We start from the raw sequence: 22,377 nt of genomic DNA on the forward strand, positions 1-22,377 counted from the left end.
ACACCCCCCATGGCCAGTCAAACCGTTTACCCCCTCGACAGTGTCACCGCCTTCCTCGGCCGCCAGCACGGCCTCTACATCGACGGCGCCTGGGTAGCCGCGCGCGGCGAAGGCAACCTGCCGGTGTACAACCCGGCCACCGGCGCACAGATCGCCGCCACCGCCGACGCCGACGCAAGCGATGTAGACCGTGCGGTCCAATCGGCCCACAAGGCCTTCACCTCCGGGGTGTGGTCACGGCGCCTGCCGGCCGAGCGCGAGCGCATCTTGCTGCGTTACGCCGACCTGTTGGAGCAGCACGCCGAAGAGCTGGCGCAGCTGGAAACCCTGGAGCAGGGCAAGTCCATCGCCATCGCCCGTGCCTTCGAGGTGGGCAGCACGCTGAACTGGATGCGCTACACCGCAGGCCTGGCCACCAAGCTGTCGGGGCGCACCCTGGACCTGTCCATCCCGGTGCCGGATGGCGCGCGCTACACCGCGTTTACCCGCAAGGAGCCGGTGGGCGTGGTGGCCGGCATCGTGCCGTGGAACTTCCCGCTGATGATTGGCATGTGGAAGGTGATGCCGGCGCTGGCGGCGGGCTGCTCCATTGTCATCAAGCCCTCGGAAATCACCCCGCTAACCCTGATGCGCATGGCCGAACTGGCCACCGAGGCCGGGGTGCCGCCGGGCGTGTTCAACCTGGTCACCGGCAGCGGCGGCGTGTGCGGCCGGGTGCTGACCACCCACCCGTTGATCAGCAAAATCAGCTTCACCGGCTCCACGGCGACCGGAAAGGGTATCGCCAGGAGCGCTGTCGATCGCCTGACGCGTATCACGTTGGAGCTGGGCGGCAAGAACCCCGCCATCGTGCTCAAGGACGCCGACATCCAGCAGGTGGTGGAAGGCCTGATGATGGGTAGCTTCCTCAACCAGGGCCAGGTGTGCGCGGCCAGTTCGCGCATCTACGTGGAGGCGCCGATCTTCGACCAGGTGGCGGCGGCGTTCGAAGGGGCGGTGAAGGGGCTGAGCGTTGGCCCGGGGATGGACCCGACGTTCCAGATCAACCCGCTGGCCTCGCAGCCCCACCAGGCCAAAGTGCTGGCGTACCTGGAGGACGCGCGCCGCCAGGATGCCGAGCTGATCAGTGGCGCCAAGGCACCGGACGGCAATGGCTTCTACGTGTCGCCGACGCTGGTGATCAACCCCGACGACCAGCTCAAGCTGACCCGCGAGGAGGTGTTCGGCCCGGTGCTGTGCCTGAGCCGCGTGGACGACGTGGAGCAGGCGGTAGCCCTGGCCAACGACTCCGACTACGGCCTGACCGCCAGCCTGTGGACTCGCGACCTGAACGCGGCGATGAACCTGACCCCGCGTATCGAAGTGGGCACGGTATGGGTCAACAGCCATACGCTGATCGATGCCAACATGCCGTTTGGTGGCTTCAAGCAGTCGGGCACCGGGCGTGATTTTGGCGCCGATTGGCTGGAGGCGTTCACTGAAACCAAGTCGGTGTGCATACGTCACTGATCTGGGCAGCTTTCTTCAGCAACGCGGCGCCTGTGGACGCGGCCTGCGGCCGCTGCTACGGGGGGCGTTAGCGCTTGTGCGCTTCCATATACAGCCGCAGTAGCTGATTTATGCGGGTTTGGTAACCGCTGCCCTGATCCTTGAACCACTCCAGCACATCCACGTCAAGGCGTATTGTGACCGCTTGCTTGGGGGGGATGTGCAGCTCTGCGTTCTTGAAAAAAGCGTCGCCCAGTTCCGGAACGTCCGATGTGTCGATCTGCTCGTCGGTTTGGGCTGCGAGTCGCTGCCAGTCAGTTCTTGATGCTTTGGACATATCGTTTTGCCTCCTGCCGAGTGGCCTTGCGTGCCGAAATGAAGTGGAAACCCGTTCGTCCGCCAGAGTTACGCGGACGTTATTGCCCTTGGCGGCTTGGGACAAGCGCAAAACCTGTGCAATCGACAGTTTCAGATGGCTCTGACATTGTTGCTGGGCTTGGTCCTACGCCGGCTGTTTATCAGGGCCATATGATTACTGGCTCCCGTAGCAGCTGCCGCCAGGCGGCGTCCGGCCTTTCCGCATTTTCTTGGCAATACCACGGCGCTTTCGGGCGCGGCCTGACGGCCGCTGCTACGGGAAGGTGGGTCAATGGCGGCGGCGATACTCGCCGGGCGCCACGCCGAAGCGGGCCTTGAAGGCGGTGTTGAAGTGGCTGCTGTTGGTGAAGCCCCACTGGTAGGCCAGGGCGGCGAGCTTGGTGCCGGGGGGGCCGTCGCGCAGGTTTTGCGCGCAGCGGTCCAGGCGGCGGTCGCGGATGTGCTGGGCGACGCTGGCGCCGTGGCGGCCGAAGGCGCGGTACAGGCCCCGCAGGGACATGCCGCATTCATGGGCAACGCGTTCAGGGGTCAGCTCGCTATCGCCCAGGTGCTGCTCGATCCACGCCACGCAGCGCCGGTAAGCCTTGGCCTGGCTGTCCTCGTCCATGTCCCTGTGTAGCAAGGCGGGGCGCAGCAGGCCCAGGATCGCGTCCAGCACGGCCTCGCTTTCGCCCTGGGAAAGGTCGTCGCGCAGCCGAGTGCCCAGCAACAACTGGGTGGCCAGGCCGGCGACCGGCACACCACTCGCTACTTTCTGGCCAGGCTGTAGCAGGCCCTGGCCCCGCGCATGCGGCACGATCAGCGACAATTGCCGCGCCGGCCCCTGGTAGTCGAAGGCGCTGGGGCAGTGGTTGTCGATGAACATGATGTCGCCCGGCTGCAGCGTTTCGCGCACCTCGCCCTGGCGCATCTGCGCCGTGCCTTCGAGTTGGAACACCGCGAAAAAATGATGCTCGCCACTCTGCTGCACCTCGCGGTGCTGGCGGACCAGGCGCGCCTGGGCGGCGTGCACGGTGCTCATTTTCAGCGCGCCTTGCCGGTGTTCGACGATGCGGCCCTGGAAGCCGGCGCCCGTGGCCTGGCCGTCGAAGCGGTCGCAGATGCGGTTGATGGCGTGCAGCCAGCCGTCGAACGCCGCGTCAGGGGAAATACTCATGGTCGCCCTCACTGATTATGTGATACAAAAAACATAACAATAAGCACGAATATCGTGCCACAAGACTCGATAAGGAGCCATCATGCCCTGCTACCGCCTCGACGGCCTGACCCCGGTGGTCGACCCCAGCGCCTACGTGCACCCCACGGCGGTACTGATTGGCGACGTGATCATCGGCCCCCATTGCTACGTGGGCCCGCTGGCCAGCCTGCGCGGCGATTTCGGCCGCATCGTGCTGGAGGAGGGCGCCAACCTGCAGGACACCTGCGTGATGCACGGTTTCCCCGACAGCGACACGGTGGTGGCGCGTAACGGCCATATCGGCCACGGCGCGGTGCTGCACGGCTGCCACATCGGCGCCGACGCGCTGGTGGGCATGAACGCGGTGGTGATGGACAACGCGCGCATCGGTGCCCGCAGCTTCGTCGCCGCCACGGCCCTCGTCAAGGCCGGGTTCGAGTGCCCGGAACAATCGCTGGTGGTGGGCAGCCCGGCCAGCGTCAAGCGCGTGTTGGGCGACCAGGAAGTGGCGTGGAAGCAGGCCGGCACCCGCGAGTACCAGGCGCTGGCCCGCCGTTGCCTGGAAGGCCTGCGCGAATGCCCGCCGCTGGCCCAGGTGGAAGACGGCCGCCCGCGCCTGCAGGTCAGCCAGCACCAGCCCAAAAACGCCTCGACGTGATACTGACAGTGGCCCCCAGGGGCCGGCTGTCGGTATATTTGCCCCTTTGCCTTGCACGGACTGCCCATGTCGTCGCTTACGCCACTCAATCAACTGATCGCGCGGTTCCAGCAACAGGTGCCGATTCGCGCCAGCTCGCTGATCGTCACCCTGTATGGCGATGCCATCGAACCCCACGGCGGCCGGGTCTGGCTGGGTAGCCTGATCCGCCTGCTGGAGCCCATGGGCATCAACGAACGGCTGATCCGCACCTCTATTTTCCGCCTGACCAAGGAAAACTGGCTGAGCGCCGAAAAGGTCGGCCGGCGCAGTGACTACAGCCTGACCGGCACTGGCCGCCGGCGCTTCGACAAGGCCTTCAAGCGCGTGTACAGCGCCACGCCGCCGGCCTGGGACGGTGCCTGGTGCCTGGTGATGCTGACCCAGCTGCCGGCGCCGCTGCGCAAGGAAGTGCGCGAGGAACTGGAGTGGCAGGGTTTCGGCGCCGTGGCCCCGGCCGTGCTGGCCAGCCCGCGCATCGAGCGCGCCGACCTCAATACCACCCTGGCGGACCTGGGCGCGCTGGAAGACACCATTGTGTTCGAGACCACGGCGCAGGACGTGATGGCCTCCAAGGCGTTGCGCCTGCAGGTCAAGGAGAGCTGGAACATCGAGGAGCTGGCAGCGCATTACAGTGAGTTCATCCAGTTGTTCCGGCCCCTGTGGCAGGCGCTGCGCGAGCAGGAAAACCTGGACCCGGAGGAATGCTTCCTGGCCCGCACGCTGCTGATTCACGAGTACCGCAAGCTGCTGCTGCGCGACCCGCAATTGCCGGACGAGTTGCTGCCGGGGGATTGGGAAGGGCGCGCCGCGCGGCAGCTGGCGCGCAATATCTACCGGTTGATCTATGCCCAGGCCGAGGCCTGGTTGAACACGGTGATGGAAACGGCCGACGGGCCGTTGCCCGAGGCGGGGGAGAGTTTCTACCGCCGCTTCGGCGGCTTGCGCTGACCCCCGCATCACCACTGTGGGAGCTGGCTTGCCAGCGAGCTGTTGAGGGCCAAAAACTCGCCGGCAAGCCAGCTCCCACAAAAGGCAGTTTCTGCTACAGGTTATTTGGGGGCGTTGAGGTTCAACGTCGGCGTTTCGTCGAAGAAGTTCCACGGCTTGAGCAGCATGTGCACCCACTCGGTCGGCATGATCGGCCATTCTTCGGCACGGGCCACGTGGGTGGTGCCGGTGGTCAGCCACACCACGTCGTCGGTATTGTCGATGGACTGGTTGTCCTGTGTGTACTGGCCCAGCCCGGTGTCCTTGTCGGAGCGGTTCGGGTACTTGCCTTCCGGGTAGCGCTCGTCGGGGTTGTAGCGGGTTACCCAGATCTGCTTGTCCATGAAGCTCAGGCGGTGGTACAGCCATTCATCCTTGCCGAAGTTTGCGCCCTTGGCCACCGGGTGGGTGCCGCCCGCGTACGGAATCAACTGGTAGGACACCGGGTTGCCCATGCGGTTTTCCTTGTTGGGGTTGCTCAGCAGGCGCACGGTGGCCGGGTCGAACTTCTGCGCGGCGGCCTGTTCATTGGTCACTTTCTGCTGCTGGATCTGCATGGTGCTGGTGCGCGGCCCGCCACGGTCGTTGCCGGCTACCACGGGGTTCACCTCCACCAGGGTGTTGTTCTCGCCGTCGATGTCCATGTCCAGGCGGAAGTTGTAGATGTGCTGGTGGGTGGTGCCGACGATGTTGGTGTCGATCAGAGTGCCGTAGCGGGTGTCCTCCTTGGCGGTGGCGTCGTGCATGGTCTTGCTCTTCACGCCCTTGACCGCCTCGATGCCGGTGGCGCCGGCGTCGATGCCGATGGTGCCGTTCTGCTGGAACACCCAGTCGAAGATGTAGTCGTAGTTGCCCACGGTGCTGATCCAGCGGATCACCAGCTCACGCCGCTCGGTGGACAGGTTGGGCTGGCCCATTTCCTGGTGCTTGTACTCCGGCCCCGCGTAGCGCTCGAAAATCGCCATGGCGTGGGGGATGGTGGTCGGCTTGCCGGTGTAGTCGGCGATGGTGGCGTCCAGCAGCACGGCGTTCTGCGGCGCGTCCTTGCCGCGCTGGATGGGCGAGGTGAGGGTGCCCATGCCGTAGTCGCCCGAGTCCAGGTAGGCCTTGAAGTACCAGCCCACGTCCGGGTCGCCGTAGGGCACGATCATGCCGCCCAGGCTGCCTTCGTACATGATCTTGCGCTTGGTGCCCTTGTCGTCGTAGGTGACGGTGGACAGGATCGGGCCCACGCGCGAGTCCAGGCGCAGGTGCAGGTCCCAGTTCTGCCAGTGGATGCTGTTGCCAGTGATGGTGTAGTTCTTGCCTTCGGGCTCGGTGATGTCCAGCGGTTTGACCGTGGCGGCCTTGCGCCCGCGGCCGTCATAGGGCGTGGGTTTCATCGGCACCGGGATGACCCCGGCATCTTCGATCTTCACCACTTTTTTCTGCTCCAGGTCCACCACCGCCACCAGGTTTTCGATGGGGTGCGCCCAGTAGTTGCCGTCGCCCACGTCCAGGTAGCTCACCACCTTGAGCAGGCGCTTGTCCTGGGCCAGGCCGTCCTTGCCGTCGAAATACCCGACCGTCAGCGGCGTGGTCACCACCTTCTTGACGTCATTGATGCCGCGGCTTTTCAAGGCCTGAGCGTACTCGTCACTGCCTTCGATGATCGATTGCACGGCGGTGAAGTCGTCCAGCAGCACCATGCCGTGGGCGCCGACCACCGGCTTCCAGGACAGCACCTGGCGGGTCTTGAGGTCGACGGTGCTTTCGATCACGTGCTTGCCGTCCAGCACCACCACGTTGGCCTCGCGCGGGTCGGTGACCGGGTTGCCGGTGTAGACGAACTTCCACACCTGGTCCTTGGCCGGCTCGTGCAGGGAAATCTCGGTGAAGCGGTAATTGCCCTGGTAGTGCGGCGAGGCCTTGATGGCGTCCACCGCGGTCTTGATTTCATCGGCGCTCAGTGGGTTGAGCGGGTGCGGGCGGGTTTCCACCACGAAGGTCTTGTCCAGGCCCGACTGGAACACCTCGTTGATGAAGTCGTGGGACATGTACGCGGTCTTGCCCTTGAACACCACCGGCACCTGCAGCTCGATGCGCTTACCGTTGAGCATGGCCACCCGGGTGTTGGGCTTGACCTTGACGTAGGCGCCGTCCTTGGCGATGACGAAGACATCGGCGTAGTCGTCCCATTTGACGCTGGCGCCGAAGTCTTCCAGGGTCGATTGCAGCGGCACCATCTCGGCCGCGCCGCCGTGGGCGCTGGCCTCGGGCAGCCACCACGGCAGGCTGGCCAGGCTCAGGGAAATGGCCAGGGCCAGGCGGGCGACGGGTTTGGGTTGGTAGCGGGACAGCGCGTTGAACATGATGGAATTCCTCGACGGAGCACTGGCGGCTCCTTCCTGCAGTCGGTTGGCGTGGCGGGGCAGGCCCGCACGTCTCGACTCTAGGGCAGGGCACCGGGCGGGAAGTAGCACAAATCGGCAACGCGTAACGGGCTTGCGTGTATCGGTTTCGACGATGAGCGCTGCTCATGGGGGCTTTGAGCTAGGCTCAGTAATGCACGGCGGGTTGCCCCGGTAGACTGGCCGGTGCATTTGCCCTTCATCACGGCCAGGAGCCCACCATGCACATCAGCCGCGCCAACTTGGCCGACTTCGTCTATTTCCTGGCCATCGCCCGCCACCAGAGCTTTAGCCGCGCGGGGCTGGAGGTGGGTATCAGCGCCTCGGCGCTCAGCCATGCGATGAAGGGCCTGGAGGCGCGGCTGGGCGTGCGCCTGCTCAACCGCACCACCCGCAGCGTGACCCTGACCGCGGCCGGCGAGGAACTGCACGGCATGATCGACGGGCCCATCGAGACCATTGGCCAGGCCATGGAGACGCTCAACCGCTTTCGCGACGAGCCGGCGGGGCGCATTCGTCTGAACATCCTCAGCGATGGCGCCGACCTGCTGCTGGGGCCGGTGCTGCCGGTGTTCAACGACCGTTACCCGCAGGTGGAGGTCGACCTGACAGTGACCAACCGCATGGTCGATGTGATCGGCGGCGGCCACGACGCCGGCATCCGCTACGGCGGCACGGTGCCCGAGGACATGATTGCCCAGCCGCTGTCGCCGGACATTCGCTGGGTGGTGGTGGGTTCGCCCGCCTACCTGCGGCGCTTCGGCGTGCCGCAGCACCCTGCGGACCTGGCGGCGCACCGCTGCCTGCGCATCCGCCTGGGCAACGACCGCATGTACGAGTGGGAATTCGAGCGCGGCAGCGAGCAACTGGCGGTGGCGGTGCCGGGCGCCGTGACCATCGACGAGACCCGCGTAGGCGTGGCCCTGGCACGCAACGGCGGGGGGCTGATGTACGTGCCGGAACCGGTGGTGGCGCCGTGGGTGCAGGCCGGCGAACTGGTGCGGGTGCTGGATGACTGGGCCAGCGTGGCGCCTGGGTTCCACCTGTACTATTCCAGCCGTCGGCAGCTGCCGGTGGGGCTGCGGTTGTTGATTGAGCTGATTCGCGAGCTTCAGCCCTTGGGGGCGTTGTGAGCGGTCCTTACCTGGCGGTTCGTGGCCCAGCCAGGCGGCTGCCTGAAGCAGGCCTTTGATTACGGGCATTTGCGGGTAATATTGCGCGTGTTTATTTATTTTTCGAGACGCATTGCTGGAGCTCGTTCGTGAAAAACGGCAAGAACACGCTATATGAGGACCTGAAGCGGCAGATTCTCACCATGGAACTGAGCCCTGACGAGGTGCTCGACGAGGTGGGCCTGAGCGAACGCTACGGCCTGTCCCGCACCCCGGTGCGCGAAGTCTTCCGCCGCCTGGCGGGCGAAGGCTACCTCGATATCCAGGAAAACCGCGGCGCGCGGGTCATTGCCATGAACTACGCCACCCTGCGCAATTTCTTCCTGGTGGCGCCGATGATCTACGCCGCTGTCGGGCGCCTGGCCGTGCACAACTTCCGCCCGGCCCAGCTGGAAGACCTCAAGCAGACCCAGCAGCGCTTCCGCCAGGCCACCCAGGCGCGCGACGCGCTGGCCATGGTGCTGGAGAACAACCGCTTCCACGAGATCATGGGCGAGATGGCTGGCAACCAGTATCTGGAACCCAGCCTGGGGCGCCTGCTGATCGACCACGGGCGCATCGGCCACACCTTCTACCGGCCACGCGACCCCGACATGGAGCAGCGCCTGGACTTGTCGGCCGACCACCATGACGCGTTCATCGAAGCCATCGAGCGTCGTGACGAGGAGGCGGTGGTGAACCTGGTGTTCGAGCACTGGGAGCTGTCGCGCGCCAACATGGAAATGTTCATCGCCCCCCGGGGCCTGGGCTCCGACGGCCAGGAAGACCTGCTGCGCAGCCTGAACTCGATGAAAAAGATGTAGCAGCGGCCGCAGGCCGCGTCCAGGGGCTATGCGGTTAACCTGGACGCCGCCTTCGGCAGCTGCTGCGGGGCGCGTGTACCCCGCCGGTATCATCCTTGATACGTTTATCACAACTTCCCGTACACGAAAGTCTTCAAGCAATTTCTCATTGAGTCGATAGCGTCAATGGCGTTCCTGTTGGCACTTCCAAGTGCTGCCGGCGACGTTGTAACGTTATTGATTCACTGTTGAGCCGTGGAGATAAAGGGCATGCCTGTCATCAAGGCGTTGAGGACATGTGCCGTTGGGCTAATTGCCACTAACGGGAATATGTCAAATACGATACATGACGTGCGAGCCCGGGCTTACTACGCTCGAACGCGAGTCTTATTGCTGGGTCGCTATCCATCGGGGCTAATTGGCGCCGATGAAATCGACGCTATATTGAGCCTGTATTACCGTCACCAAATCCCTGGCCGGGCGAGTGGCCAGTCTGTAGAGGATTTACCTGAATGAATGGCTTTATCATCGGCACGGGACGTTGCGGCACGACCATGCTCGCGTCGATCCTGAACAGTCACTCGCAGATCTGCGTCCCGCCCGAGACCCAGCTGCTGTGCCAATACGCCGGCAACGGCGCTGGCCTGCATGAACTCTTCGAAGCCGGTGCGCAGTTTGATGGGACCGCCGAGCAATTTATCGGTTATGTCCAGAAACGCTGCCCGCACAAGTTGCATGAATACTTTGACTACGCCAGTTACTTCCGGGCGCAGCGTTATCCGGTCGCCCGTTTGAAGGAGTTCATGGGCGATTTTTATGCCGCCATTGCCACGGCGAAAAACAAGTCGATATGTATCGAGCAAACCCCCTGGTATGGCCAACGTATTGATGTTTTGGACGACCTGTTTCCAACGGCGAAATACATACACATGGTGCGCGACGGGCGCGATGTCGCTATCTCTTTCAGCCGAACTCCGTGGTGGCATAATAATATTGAGCACAACTTGATTCGCTGGGCAGCAGAGGTCGATCGGATTCAACGCTTGAGCAACCGAATGTTGTCGCCGGAACGGATTCTGACCGTTCGTTATGAAGACTTCGTCGACGCCCCTCACGCCAAGCTGGAAGAAATATGCGGTTTCCTCGGCGTGGCGTATGAACCGTCCATGCTCGATGCCCAGGACAACATTGATTACCACCAACTGGGCAAAATCGCCTCTGCGCCTATCTCGTCGCTGGCCATGAACCAATGGCGCACGGAAAAACAGAGCCCGGTATTCAAGGACAGTGTCCAGGCCTGGCGAAACTTCGCCGGGTACGACTTCGCTGCAACGCCTGCGCATGTCAAGGAATGCCTTGCTCGCCAGGGCTACGACGCCTGACAACCGCCATGAACAGAAGCCATGCGATGAAACATATTGCCGAGAGCGCTGGCGTGCAGCGCAACATCCAGTGCGTTCCAAGCCAAATCAGCCAGCGTGACCGGGCGCAGCTGCTTGGCCAGGCCGCGATTACCGTCTGGTTCACGGGTCTTTCAGCGTCCGGCAAGTCGACCCTTGCCTACGCGCTGGAGCAGGAACTGGTGCGTCGCGGCCATGCCTGCTACGTGCTGGACGGCGACAATGTCAGGCACGGCTTGAACCGTGACCTGGGGTTTTCCGAGCAGGACCGCAGTGAAAATATTCGCCGGGTTGCCGAAGTGGCGAGCCTGATGAACAACGCCGGCCTGATCGTGTTGAGCGCGCTGATCTCGCCCAAGTGTGCCGACCGTGAGATGGCCCGCGAGATCATCGGCGACCAGCGCTTTGTCGAGGTCTACCTGTCGACGCCACTGCACGCCTGCGAGGCGCGCGACCCCAAGGGCTTGTACGCAAAGGCGCGCGCCGCGCAGATCCAGGGGTTCACGGGCGTCAGTGCCCCCTACGAGCCACCGCAGGGCGCGGCCCTTGCGCTGGACACCGCACAGCACGGACTGGCTGACTGCCTGGCGCAAGTGATGACCCTGGTGCAAGCAAAGCTGCCCCCCCCCTGTAGCAGCTGCCGCAGGCGGCGTCCCCAACCCATCATGCACAAATCGTGAACCAAGGATGCACTGATGGCCCATTGATGGGTATTTTCACCGCGCTATCCTGTTGCCGACGCTGCACTGCAGCGACCCTGATGCCTCAGGCCCTGGACAACAAGGTACATACCGGCGATGACCCTCCCACGCACGCTGTATCAGAAGCATATCGACTCCCACACCGTCTGCGCGCTGGACGACCAGGGCCATGTCCTGCTGTATATCGACCGCCAGGTGGCCAACGAATACACCAGCCCCCAGGCGTTCAGCGGCCTGCGCGAGGCCGGCCGCAAGGTCTGGCGCCCCTCGGCGACCTTGTGCGTGGTGGACCATGTGAACCCCACCGCGCCTGCGCGCAACGCCGCGATGGCGGATGCGGGTGGCGCGCTGCAGGTTGATTATTTCCAGCAGAACTGCCGTGATTTCGGCATCGAACTGTTCGATGTGCTGGACAAGCGCCAAGGCATCGAGCACGTAGTCGCGCCGGAGCAGGGCTTTATCCTGCCGGGCATGGTAGTGGCCGCGGGCGACAGCCACACCACGACCTATGGCGCGCTGGGGGCCTTCGGCTTCGGCATCGGCACCTCGGAAATCGAACACCTGCTGGCCACCCAGACCCTGGTCTACAAGCGCCTGAAAACGATGCGCGTGACCGTCGAGGGCGAGCCCGGGCCTGGCCTGGTGTCAAAGGACATCATCATGGCGCTGATTCGCCAGATCGGCGCCGCGGGGGCCACCGGCTACGCCATCGAATTCGCCGGGCCGGCCATCAGCGCCCTCAGTGTCGAGGCGCGGATGACCATCTGCAACATGGCGGTGGAGGCGGGTGCCCGCGGCGCCTTCATGGCGCCCGACGACAAGGTCTACGCCTACCTGCGGGACAAGCCGCGTGCTCCCCAGGGCGCGCAGTGGGACGCCGCGGTGGCGCAGTGGCAACGGCTGTTCACCGACCCCGGCGCCACCTTCGACCAGGAGGTGGTGATGCACATCGCCGACCTGCAACCCATGGTGACCTGGGGCACCAGCCCCGACCAGGCGGCCGCCATCACCGGCCGGGTGCCTGACCCGCTGGCGGAGCCGGACCTGATCCTGCGCCAGGACCTGCAGCGCGCCTTGCGCTACATGGACCTGCAGCCAGGCACGGCGCTGGAAGGCATCCCCATCAGCCATGCCTTTATCGGTTCCTGCACCAACGCCCGCCTGGAGGACCTGCGCGACGCTGCCCGCGTGGTGCGCGGGCGGCAGGTGGCCAGGGGCGTGCGGGCGATGATCGTGCCGGGTTCGACCCTGGTGCGTGACCAGGCGGAAGCCGAGGGGCTGGCCCAGGTGTTCAGGGACGCCGGCTTCGAATGGCGGCAGTCGGGGTGCTCGATGTGCCTGGCAATGAACGATGACGTGCTCGGCCCCGGTGACCGCTGCGCGTCCAGCACCAACCGCAACTTCGAGGGCCGCCAGGGGGCGGGCGCCCGAACCCATCTGATGAGCCCGGCCATGGTCGCCGCGGCGGCGGTCGCCGGGCATCTGGTCGACGTGCGTTCCCTGGCGCTGGAGGTGTGAGCATGCAACCGTTCAATCACGTGGAAGGGATAGCGGCGCCGATGCTGGCCGCCAACGTCGACACCGACGTCATCATGCCCAAGCAGTTCCTCAAGGGCATCGACCGCAGCGGGCTCGACCGCGGCGCTTTTTTCGACCTGCGCTTCCTGGCCGATGGCAGTGCCAACCCGGAGTTTGTGCTCAACCAGGCGCCCTGGAACCGCGCCGCGTTCCTGGTGGTGGGGCCCAATTTCGGTTGCGGCTCCAGCCGCGAGCATGCCGTGTGGGGCCTGAAGCAGTTGGGGATTCGTGCCTTGATCGGCACCACCTTTGCCGGGATCTTCCATGACAACTGCCAACGCAACGGCGTGTTGACCATTCAATTGACGCCTGCGCAGCTCAAGGAATTGGGCTCGGTGGTCAGTGACGCAACCACCGCCGGTATCGCCATCGACCTGGAAGCCCAGCACATCCTGCTGGGGGATGGCCGGGTGCTGGCGTTCCAGATCGATGCGTTGCGCAAGCAGGCGTTGCTGCTGGGCCTGGATGCCATTGGCAGCACCCTGCAGCGCAGCGATGCCATCCGGGCGTTCGAGGCGCGGCACCTGCAAGCCAATCCCTGGCTGGCCTGATGCCCTTGGCTTCAGTCCGCCTGCAGGCGGCTGAACCAGCGCTCCAGGAATTCCACGCAGGCGCGCAGCTTGCCCGATTCGGCCAGGCGGGTCGGGTACACCGCCCAGACGTTGGCGCTCTGGCTGCAATCGGGTAGCACCTGCACCAGTCGGCCCTCATCGAGCAGCGGCTTCACATCCCACATCGAACGCAGCAGCAGGCCCTGGTGGGCCAACGCCCATTGCAGCACGATCTCGCCGTTGTTGGACGAGAGCTGGCCGCTGACCCGCACCGTTTCATCGCCCTTGGCGGTGCGCAACTGCCACACGCCGAACAGGTTGTTGCGCTCCTTGAGCACCAGGCAGTCGTGGTGGGCCAGGTCTTCAAGGGTCTGCGGCGTGCCGCGCTTTGCCAGGTACTCCGGCGTCGCGCAAATGATCCGGCGGTTGGCCACCAGCTGGCGGCTGATGTGCTGGCCGGGCAGGTCATCACCCACGCGGATCTCCAGGTCGAAGCCCTCCGCGACGATGTCCACCACCCGGTCGAACACGTCCAGGCGAATTTCCAGGTCGGGGTAGGCCACGGCCAGGTCGGCGATGGCCGGCGCCACGTAATTGCGCCCGAAGCCGAAGCTGCTGCACAGGTGCACCCGCCCACGGGGCGCCTTGCGCACCTGGCTCAGTTCGCCCATGAAGTCGTCCATGTCATCGAGGATGCGCGCCGCCCACTGCTGCGCGCGCACGCCGGTGTCGGTCAGGGCGATGCGGCGCGTGGTGCGGTGCAGCAACCTGGTCCCCAGCACGTTTTCCAGCACCTTGATGCGCTTGCTGACGTACGCCGGCGACTGCTGCAGTTCCTCTGCCGCCCCGACAAAGCTGGCCTTGCGGATGACGGTGAGGAACACACGCAAGTCTTCGGGCAACGGCGATTGTTCATATTTCGTGTTCATGGGCTGGGCAAATGCCTTGTTCTTCTCTGCAAGCGTGCAAGATACCACCTCCACCCCGTAGCAGCTGCCGCAGGCTGCGTCCCAGGCCCCGCATGCCCCCCCTGCGGTCGCTGATAGCTAAGAGAGGTTCGCCATCAGGCCCATGCTGCTCCAACACCTTGAGCATAATCAGGAAAATGGAACAGGAGACGGTCGTGCAGCTGGAAAAACGCAGTATCGAGTTTGTCCCTCACGCTGAGCGCTATGGCACCCCAGCACGGTTATTCACCATCTGGTTCAGCTCCAACTTCCAGATCACCGCCCTGATGGTCGGCACCCTGGGGATTGCCTCGGGGTTGAGCCTGGCCTGGACGGTGCTGGGCCTGCTGGTCGGCAACCTCGTCGGCACCGTGTTCATGGCCGCGCACTCCGCCCAAGGCCCGCACCTGGGTGTCCCGCAGATGATCCAGAGCCGGGCGCAGTTTGGTGTCTATGGCGCGGCCATCCCGTTGCTGGTGATGGTGGTGGCCGCGGTGCTGTTCCTGGCCGCCAGTGGCGTGTTGATGCGCGATGCCTTGAAGGCGCTGCTGCACATCAGCGACAACCAGGCCATCGTGGTGGTGGGCGTGCTGACGTTCGTCATCGGTTTCGTCGGTTATGAGCTGATCCATCGCCTGGGGGCGTGGATGAGCCTGCTGTCGACGCTGGTGTTCGGCTGTGCGCTGGTGTTGATCCTGCTGCACCCCGGCGGCGTGGCACCGGCCACGGCGACCGGCAAGGTGTTTTCGTGGACCGCCTTCAACCTGGTGATCGCGCAAGCGGCCTCCTGGACCCTTGGCTACGGCCCCTACGTGGCCGACTATTCGCGCTACCTGCCGGCCAACGTCAACACCCGCGCCACGTTCTGGACCACCTATTGCGGCTGCGCACTGGGCTCGTTCGCCATGATGGCGCTGGGCGCGCTGCTGGCCGTGGCGATCCCGGCCGCACTGGGGGGCGACCCGGCCACCGCCATTGCCATGCTCTTCGGCCCCTGGGCGCCGGTGGCGCTGGGGGTGATTGCCCTCGGCGTCATTCAGTACAACGTGCTGTGCCTGTACAGCGCCTACATGTCGTCGGTGACCATCGTCGGGGCCTTTGGCGGGCTGCGGCACGTCACGGCTGCCTCGAAAGCCTGGGTGATGGCCGGGTTGACCGTGGCGGCGACCTTGATTGCCATCGCCACCCAGTACCGGTTTGACACCTTCTTCGAGGACATTCTGATTGGCCAGCTGTATTTGCTGATTCCCTGGAGCGCGATCAATCTGGCCGACTACTACTGGGTCTGCCGCGGGCACTACGAGGTAGGCGAACTGTATGACCCCAAGGGCCAGTACGGCGCCTTCAATCGACGAACCCTGGGTGTGTATGCGGTGTCCATCATCGGCACGGTGCCCTTCATGAAGTTCTCGTTCTACACCGGCTTCGTTGCCAGCTGGCTGGGGGCGGACATCAGTTGGGGCGTGGGCTTGCTGCTGGCTGCGGCGCTGTATTGCATGGTCAGCAAACGCCCCGCGCACAGGGGGAGCGCCGCGCTTCAGCCACGCCCCGCATGAGCTTATGCGCATTAGGTATTTGGCGCTGCCTGCTTTGGATCCTAAGATCGCCCAGCCGTGCACCCACACGGGCAATCAGGTCCTCCTTGGAGTCAGGCATGCGCCACGCGGCAAACGATCATCGCAAATGGTGGGCACTGGCGGGCGTGAGCATCGCCAGTTTCCTGGGGTGCGTGGATTTCACCATCGTCAACACCGCGCTGCCGGCGCTGCAGGGCCAGCTGGGCGTGCCGGTCAGCACCCTGCAATGGGTGATCAACGGCTTCCTGCTGGCCATGTCCAGTTGCATGGTCGTGGTGGGGCGGTTGGCCGACCTGCACGGCCGCAAGCGCGTGCTGTGCATTGGCCTGGCGGTGTTCGGGGTGGCCTCCGTGGTGGCCGGACAGGCCCAGGGGCCAGGCTTGCTGATCGCCGCCCGGGTGGCCCAGGGCCTGGCCTGCGCGGTGCTGTACACCGCGTCGGGGGCCATCGTGGCGCAGGCGTTCGCCGCCCATGAACAGGGCAAGGCGTTCGGCGTGCTGTTCGGTTTCAACGGCGTGGGGCTGGCGGTGGGCCCCGTGCTGGGCGGTGTGTTGACCCAGGCGTTCGGCTGGCCGTGGATCTTCCTCATCAACGTGCCCTTCGTGCTGCTGAGCCTGTTGCTGATCGCGGTCAATGTCGACGAATCGCGCGCCGACGATCAGGGCCAGGGCCTGGACTGGGCAGGGGCCGTGCTGTTGCTGGTGGGCCTGCCGAGCCTGGTGTTGCTGATCGTGCAGGGCTACAGCTGGGGCTGGGCGTCGCCGCAAAGCCTGGGGGTGCTGGCCGTGGCCGTTGTCGCGCTGGCGCTGTTCGTGTGGGTGGAGTTGCGGGTCGGCGCGCCCATCATCAACCTGCAGCTGTTCGCCAACCGGCGCTTCGTGGCCGCGGTGCTGGCCAGCTTCAGCCTGGCGGTCTTCTACTGCGTGGCGTTTTTCGTCATGCCGCTGTACCTGACCCAGGTGCGCGGCGCCGACGTGCAAGCCAGCGGCCTGCTGTTGCTGCCCACCACGTTGGGCGTGGCATTGCTGTCGCCCTGGGTCGGCCGCTGGGTGGATCGCAAGGGGGCAGGGCCGCTGATCCAGATCGGGCTGCTGCTGTTCGCGGGCTCGGCGCTGCTGCAAATCGGTTTCTCGGCCAGCACGGCATTGCCATCCGTAGTGGCCGCCTTTGCCGTCATGGGGTTGGGCTGGGCGTGCCTGCTGGGGCCGTCCACGGTGCTGGGAGTGAGCGCGGTGCCCGAGCGGTTCGGCTCGGTGGCGGTGGGTTCGCTGATGACCCTGCACAACGTCGGTGGCGGGTTGGGCCTGGCGCTGGGGGTGAGCCTACTGCGGCACTACACCGGCCCGGCCCAGGCGGTCGCCCCCGACGCGCTGCTGTCAGGGTACCGGGCGGTGATGCTCGCCCTGGCGGTGCTCATGGTGGTGGCGTGGGCCGGGCAGCGCTGGTTGCTGCGCGTCGGCGCTGCGGCGGGTGTGCCTCAGTGCCCACACGGCTGACCGTGCCCGCCGTTGCGCACGGCGCTGAGCAGCACCACCTTTCGGGTCGCGGCCCCGTCAACAAATGCCTTCGCCCTGGCAATGCCCCATTGCATGGCCTGGGTAGTATTCAGATCGGGCAGGGCGTCGAAGTATTCTTCGACCAGCGTCATGCCGAATGAATTGTAGATACCCAGGAAAAGTTGCGTGATGCCTTGTCGGGATGAACGCACGACAACATCGATATGGGCGTCCGCACCATACTCTTCCACATGGGAAAAGTTGGGCAGCTGGCTGTCTGCCCACTGATAATAACTTGGCCCTCGCATGCGCATGGTCGCGCACCTCCCGGTGGTGGTTGGCGGGTAATCGAGATTCAAATCACAACGCTCGGGGCATCAGCCTGTGCACGCCCGGGGCAAGCTCGACGCCAACCAGCGGGCGCGCTCCACCCCAGCCAGCAGCGCCTCGCTAAGGCTGTCGGCGGTTGAGTGGCGGATGTATTCCTCAAAAACGGCTTCGCCGGACCGGTCATACACGCCGATAAACACCTGGATGGCGCCCGTGGTGGAGAGGCGCACGCCCACGTCTATTTCCTTGCCGTTCGCAAGTTCCTCGGCATGGCTACGGCTATGTTGTTGTGCATCCACCCATTCCCAATACTTCTCGCCACGCTGTCTCATGTTGCACCTCTACAGTTGGCTAACAGGGTTTATTGAGTTTAGATGCGCGCCGCGTGTTGTGAAGCGAGGGAGATTAAGTTGTGTTTGTTCCCGATAAGTGGAATTAAAAGTTATACAGATATATGTGCGGAAAGTATGCCTTTGTATAACTTTGTGAGGGGTTATGGACGTGAACCGTTACAGCTGTTCCGGGCGTGAAACAGGCTTGTATAACACGGCGGCGGCGTCTGCCGGTGCACCGTGGTGGTGGCGGGAGGTGCCATTCGTCTTTTGGGGCGCACCTTGCCTGGGAGGCCATTTCAAATGGATATGGCCCGGGGTTCCCGGGCTTTGAACGGTGAGGTGCGTATGGCTGACGACTCAAGCTTGCCCTATGAAACACCGGCCCCTGTGCCCGGCACGGACGAACCGTCCCTGGACCCCGACAACCCCAATGATCTTGACCCGCTCAGGCGTCCCCATGAACCGGACGAGGAGGGTGGTGAGGCGCCCAACGAAGAGGTGCCGGCGCCCGATCAGGAGACACCGCTATCCGATGATCTCAGGTAAAGGAAGAGGTGCTTGCGGATACGGCCGTGGGCCAGATCACATGGCCACTGTATGACGGGCACAAAAATCACCCAGCAGGTCGTCGACTACCTCCGCCAGCACCGGCTGTACTTGACCACGGCTGAGGCGGGGACGGCTGGAAGAATCATTGCGCTGCTTGCCGACGTTGCAGGTTGCGGCGATGTGGTCGAGAGCGGCTCTGTCATTTATTCGCCGCACGCCTTGCACAGGCTTCTGGGCGTAAGTGCCGAGACCCTGAGGGACTTCAACGTGACCAGCCCGGAGGTCGCCCGGGAAATGGCCCTCGGTGCATTACGCGACAGCCCTGCCAACGCCGTGATTGCGACCACCGGGTTGTGCGATGGCGATGACGGCACCGTAGGTTTCGCCTGGGGCTTCGTCAGCGCGGGAGGCACACAAATCTTCACCCGCCAGCAGCGGTTCAGTGGGGACCTCCACGCCATGCAGCATGCCGCTGCATTGCATGCGCTGGTGAATCTGCGCGAATTCCACCGGCACATGCTGGCGGGAGCAACCCGCAGCGATGCGCACCGCCCGTGACGCGGCCTGTGGGAGCTGGCTTGCCAGCGAGCTGTTGAGGCCCTGAAAACTCGCTGGCAAGCCAGCTCCCACAAAGACAGTTGCTGCTACAGGTGTACCGGTTGCGCGCATTCCCGTAGCAGCTGCCGAAGGCTGCGTCTTGACCAGCGCGGAGTCGCTGGGGCTGCGCGGCGTTGGTAACGAGGGGGATTGGCGGTGTTGGCTGGACAGTAGGGGCCGTTCAACTACGATCACTAGACACTATCGTCGATCATGTCTGCACCCTTGGCCTGCGGACTGGAGAAAACACGACCATGAACACCCCCGGTACAGCTTCAGGTCTGAAAACGTTTACGGTGATCGTCGCCGCCCTGATCGGGTTGGCCCTGCTGCTAGGCGGGGTCTGGCTGACGGTGCTGGGCGGCTCCTTCTATTATGTCATCGCAGGCGTGGCGCTGCTGGTGTTCGCGCTGCTGCTGCAGCGTGGCTCCGGCGCGGCGCTGTGGCTGTATGGCGCACTGATGCTGGTGACCACCCTGTGGGGCCTGTGGGAGGCCGGTTCGGACTTCTGGGCGCTGGTGCCGCGCCTGGACATCCTGGGCGTGCTGGGCATCTGGCTGCTGGTGCCAGCTGTGACCCGCGGGTTCATTGCCGACCTGCGCGCCGGCAGGACCTTCCTGGTGGTGACCCTGGCGTTTGCGATCGCCGTGCTGATCTACTCGATCTTCAACGACCCGCAGGAAATCAACGGCACCCTTGCCGCGTCCCAGCCCGCCGAGGCCCAGGCCATCGAAGGGGTTGCGCCAGGCGATTGGCCGGCCTACGGCAGGACCCAGGCGGGCACCCGTTATTCGCCGCTGACCCAGATCAATGAAAAGAACGTGGCCAACCTGGAAGTCGCCTGGACCTTCCGCAGCGGCGAAAGCAAGACCGCCAATGACTCGGGCGAGACCACCAACGAACTCACGCCGATCAAGATTGGCGACAACATGTTCATCTGCACCACCCACCAGATCCTGGTGGCCCTGGACCCCACCACGGGCAAGGAAAAATGGCGGTTCGATCCCAAGCTCAAGGGCGACCCCTCGTTCCAGCACCTGACCTGCCGCGGCGTGGCGTACTACGATAGCGCCAACACCGCCGAATTCGCCACCAGCCTCGCCAGCGCCGCACCGGTACAAAGCGAGTGCCCGCGCAAGGTGTTCCTGCCCGTGAACGATGGCCGCCTGTTCGCCATCAACGCCGACAACGGCAAGCCGTGCAGCGACTTCGCCAACAAGGGCGAGTTGGACCTCAAGCAGATGCAACCCTACGCCTACCCGGGTGGCCTTGAGCCGACCTCACCGCCTGTGGTCACCGGCACCACGGTGGTGATCGGTGGCTCAGTGACCGACAACCTGTCCGTCCATGAACCTTCGGGTGCCCTGCGCGGCTACGACGTCAATACCGGCGCGTTGCACTGGATCTTCGACACCGGCGCAGAAAACCCCAACGCCGTGCCGGGCGACGGGCATACCCTGGTCAACAACTCCCCCAACGCCTGGGCGCCGCTGGCGTATGACGCCAAGACCGACGTGGTGTACATCCCCACGGGCAACCCGACGCCAGATATCTGGGGCGGCAACCGCACGGCGGTCATGGAGCGCTACTCAAGTTCGATCCTGGCCTTGAACGCCACCACCGGCAAGCTGGTGTGGAGCTTCCAGACCACCCACCACGACCTCTGGGACATGGACGTGCCTTCGCAACCCACCCTGGCCGACGTGAAGGTCGCTTCAGGCGAAGCGGTGCCGGCCGTCTACGTGCCGACCAAGGCCGGCAACCTATTCGTGTTCGACCGCCGCGACGGCAAGCCCATCGTGCCCATCAGCGAAGTGCCGGTGCCTTCGACCCAGGCCGCGCCGGGTGACCGCGCCAGCCCGACCCAGCCACGCTCGGCGTTGAACCTGACCTCCGTGCAGACCCTGACCGACAAGAACATGTGGGGCGCCACGATGTTCGACCAGCTGATGTGCCGGGTGATCTTCAAGCGCCTGTCCTACGCGGGCCAGTACACGCCGCCGTCGGAGCAGGGCACCCTGGTGTTCCCGGGCAACCTGGGCGTGTTCGAATGGGGCGGCATCTCGGTCAACCCCGACCGCCAGGTGGCGCTGATGAACCCGATGGCCCTGCCGTTCGTGTCCAAGCTGATCCCTCGCGGCCCCAACAACCCGCTGTGGCCTAAAGAGGGCGACAGCGGTGGCAGCTCGGGCACCGAGATGGGCATCCAGCCCCAATACGGCACGCCCTTCGGCGTGGAGATCAACGCGTTCCTGTCCCCCCTGGGCCTGCCCTGCAAGGCGCCTGCCTGGGGCTATGTCGCCGGCGTGGACCTGAAGACCCACCAGGTGGCCTGGCGCAAACGGATCGGCACAGTGCGCGACAGCCTGCCAGGCATTCAACTGCCGCCACTGAAGATCGGCGTGCCCATGCTGGGCGGCCCAATCTCGACCGCAGGCAACCTGATGTTCATGGCGGGCACCCAAGACGACTACATCCGCGCCTACAACGTCACCAACGGCGACCTGGTGTGGCAAGCGCGCTTGCCTGCCGGTGGCCAGGCCACGCCAATGACCTATGAGGCCAATGGCAAGCAGTACGTGGTGATCATGGCCGGCGGGCACGGGTCGTTCGGGACCAAGATGGGTGACTACCTGATCGCCTATGCGTTGCCGTCCGGCAAATAGAAGCAGCGGCGGCCTGTAGCTGCCGCCGGTCCTCGATCACGCTGGAGATCTTCAGCGTAACGGGGGCCGGCGCAGCCTGGCGGCGTCGATGCCTTTGGCATCCTCACCTCAGGCTTTTCTCGAAATAGACGCGCTTGAAACCCTGCTCGGTCCGTCGCCCCACTTCAACATACCCAAGCTTGGCGTACATCGAGAGGTTGTCGGTCATCTTCTCGTTGGTATAAAGATGCACCGCATTGATCCCGAGCTGTCGGGTGGTATGTTCACAAAAGCTGATCAGTGATTTGCCTACCCCACGTCCTGCTGCGCTGGGCAGCACGGCTACATTTTCCAGCAGCACATGACCGTCCTCGGCATAGAACACCACAAACCCTTCGAGGGTGGCGTGTTCATCCGTCGCCACGTAGACGCTCCCCGCCGCGATTTGCGCGGCAAAGTCGGCAGTCATCGGCGCGGGCTTGCGCCCCAGTTCAGGTACATAGCGGGCGTAGGCCTGCTCGGCGCAGTGTCTGATGGCAGGCTCATCGTTGGCTTGGGCTAAACGGATCAAGAATTGGCCTTCCAGGGAGGGCGGGA

20 protein-coding genes are annotated in these 22,377 nt (G+C 64.5%); 13 read left to right on the top strand and 7 right to left on the bottom strand.

The genetic code is table 11. The features are described from left to right. Window positions 1-9: 9 nt before the first annotated feature. The gene (locus tag RAM80_RS30725) at window positions 10-1,509 is read left to right on the top strand and encodes an aldehyde dehydrogenase family protein (RefSeq protein ID WP_416424131.1); all 1,500 of its coding nucleotides are present in this window, start codon (window positions 10-12) and stop codon (window positions 1,507-1,509) included. 67 nt (window positions 1,510-1,576) lie between these two features. Here the strand turns inward: RAM80_RS30725 and RAM80_RS30730 are convergent, their stop codons facing one another. Continuing rightward, the gene (locus tag RAM80_RS30730) at window positions 1,577-1,825 is read right to left on the bottom strand and encodes a BrnA antitoxin family protein (protein ID WP_416424132.1); all 249 of its coding nucleotides are present in this window, start codon (window positions 1,823-1,825) and stop codon (window positions 1,577-1,579) included. A gap of 309 nt (window positions 1,826-2,134) precedes the next feature. Continuing rightward, window positions 2,135-3,022, bottom strand: coding sequence for a transcriptional regulator FeaR (gene feaR, locus RAM80_RS30735; RefSeq protein WP_416424133.1), 888 nt, complete (start codon window positions 3,020-3,022; stop codon window positions 2,135-2,137). An 82-nt stretch (window positions 3,023-3,104) separates the two neighbouring features. Between feaR and paaY the strand changes: the two genes are divergently transcribed. Beyond that, window positions 3,105-3,701, top strand: coding sequence for a phenylacetic acid degradation protein PaaY (paaY, locus tag RAM80_RS30740; RefSeq protein WP_416424134.1), 597 nt, complete (start codon window positions 3,105-3,107; stop codon window positions 3,699-3,701). Between the two features lie 66 nt (window positions 3,702-3,767). Continuing rightward, the gene (paaX, locus tag RAM80_RS30745; RefSeq protein WP_416424135.1) at window positions 3,768-4,691 is read left to right on the top strand and encodes a phenylacetic acid degradation operon negative regulatory protein PaaX; all 924 of its coding nucleotides are present in this window, start codon (window positions 3,768-3,770) and stop codon (window positions 4,689-4,691) included. A 101-nt stretch (window positions 4,692-4,792) separates the two neighbouring features. Here paaX and tynA read toward each other — a convergent pair whose 3' ends face one another. Continuing rightward, a complete protein-coding gene (gene tynA / locus RAM80_RS30750; RefSeq protein WP_416424136.1) occupies window positions 4,793-7,081 on the bottom strand; it encodes a primary-amine oxidase in 2,289 nt (762 codons plus the stop codon). Between the two features lie 260 nt (window positions 7,082-7,341). Between tynA and RAM80_RS30755 the strand changes: the two genes are divergently transcribed. From RAM80_RS30755 to leuD, 6 genes are all read left to right on the top strand, one after another. Further along, complete coding sequence (locus RAM80_RS30755; protein ID WP_416424137.1) at window positions 7,342-8,253, top strand: LysR family transcriptional regulator; 912 nt, start codon at window positions 7,342-7,344, stop codon at window positions 8,251-8,253. 128 nt (window positions 8,254-8,381) lie between these two features. Next, window positions 8,382-9,095, top strand: a complete 714-nt coding sequence (locus tag RAM80_RS30760) for a GntR family transcriptional regulator (RefSeq protein ID WP_416424138.1) — start codon at window positions 8,382-8,384, stop codon at window positions 9,093-9,095. 491 nt (window positions 9,096-9,586) lie between these two features. Further along, window positions 9,587-10,456, top strand: a complete 870-nt coding sequence (locus tag RAM80_RS30765) for a sulfotransferase family protein (protein WP_416424139.1) — start codon at window positions 9,587-9,589, stop codon at window positions 10,454-10,456. Window positions 10,457-10,482: 26 nt separating this feature from the next. Then, complete coding sequence (cysC, locus tag RAM80_RS30770) at window positions 10,483-11,154, top strand: adenylyl-sulfate kinase (RefSeq protein WP_416427596.1); 672 nt, start codon at window positions 10,483-10,485, stop codon at window positions 11,152-11,154. Between the two features lie 117 nt (window positions 11,155-11,271). Then, entirely contained in the window at window positions 11,272-12,693 is a 1,422-nt protein-coding gene (gene leuC, locus RAM80_RS30775) for a 3-isopropylmalate dehydratase large subunit (protein ID WP_416424140.1), read from the top strand. After that, window positions 12,690-13,304 (top strand): 3-isopropylmalate dehydratase small subunit, encoded by a 615-nt coding sequence (leuD, locus tag RAM80_RS30780; RefSeq protein WP_416424141.1) that lies wholly within the window; start codon window positions 12,690-12,692, stop codon window positions 13,302-13,304. Before leuC ends, leuD begins: the two co-directional genes overlap by 4 nt. A gap of 11 nt (window positions 13,305-13,315) precedes the next feature. Here leuD and RAM80_RS30785 read toward each other — a convergent pair whose 3' ends face one another. Beyond that, the gene (locus RAM80_RS30785; RefSeq protein ID WP_416424142.1) at window positions 13,316-14,233 is read right to left on the bottom strand and encodes a LysR substrate-binding domain-containing protein; all 918 of its coding nucleotides are present in this window, start codon (window positions 14,231-14,233) and stop codon (window positions 13,316-13,318) included. A 194-nt stretch (window positions 14,234-14,427) separates the two neighbouring features. Here RAM80_RS30785 and RAM80_RS30790 point away from each other — a divergent pair, with 194 nt between their 5' ends. Beyond that, window positions 14,428-15,807, top strand: coding sequence for a purine-cytosine permease family protein (locus RAM80_RS30790; RefSeq protein WP_416424143.1), 1,380 nt, complete (start codon window positions 14,428-14,430; stop codon window positions 15,805-15,807). Between the two features lie 98 nt (window positions 15,808-15,905). Next, on the top strand, window positions 15,906-17,324 hold the full coding sequence (locus tag RAM80_RS30795; RefSeq protein ID WP_416424144.1) for an MFS transporter: 1,419 nt from the start codon (window positions 15,906-15,908) through the stop codon (window positions 17,322-17,324). Here RAM80_RS30795 and RAM80_RS30800 read toward each other — a convergent pair. Further along, window positions 17,306-17,638: a hypothetical protein gene (locus RAM80_RS30800; RefSeq protein ID WP_416424145.1), complete on the bottom strand. Its 333-nt coding sequence runs from the start codon at window positions 17,636-17,638 to the stop codon at window positions 17,306-17,308. The two genes, RAM80_RS30795 and RAM80_RS30800, sit on opposite strands and share 19 nt — an antisense overlap. 63 nt (window positions 17,639-17,701) lie before the next feature. Further along, window positions 17,702-17,986, bottom strand: a complete 285-nt coding sequence (locus tag RAM80_RS30805) for a hypothetical protein (RefSeq protein WP_416424146.1) — start codon at window positions 17,984-17,986, stop codon at window positions 17,702-17,704. 600 nt (window positions 17,987-18,586) lie between these two features. Between RAM80_RS30805 and RAM80_RS30810 the strand changes: the two genes are divergently transcribed. Then, a complete protein-coding gene (locus RAM80_RS30810) occupies window positions 18,587-19,096 on the top strand; it encodes a CinA family protein (RefSeq protein WP_416424147.1) in 510 nt (169 codons plus the stop codon). Window positions 19,097-19,389: 293 nt separating this feature from the next. Beyond that, window positions 19,390-21,801 (top strand): glucose/quinate/shikimate family membrane-bound PQQ-dependent dehydrogenase, encoded by a 2,412-nt coding sequence (locus tag RAM80_RS30815; RefSeq protein ID WP_416424148.1) that lies wholly within the window; start codon window positions 19,390-19,392, stop codon window positions 21,799-21,801. A 103-nt stretch (window positions 21,802-21,904) separates the two neighbouring features. Here the strand turns inward: RAM80_RS30815 and RAM80_RS30820 are convergent, their stop codons facing one another. Further along, entirely contained in the window at window positions 21,905-22,351 is a 447-nt protein-coding gene (locus RAM80_RS30820) for a GNAT family N-acetyltransferase (RefSeq protein WP_416424149.1), read from the bottom strand. Window positions 22,352-22,377 lie beyond the last annotated feature (26 nt).

The sequence above is a fragment of the Pseudomonas sp. App30 genome, from assembly GCF_047947025.1.
Classification (GTDB): Bacteria; Pseudomonadota; Gammaproteobacteria; order Pseudomonadales; family Pseudomonadaceae; genus Aquipseudomonas.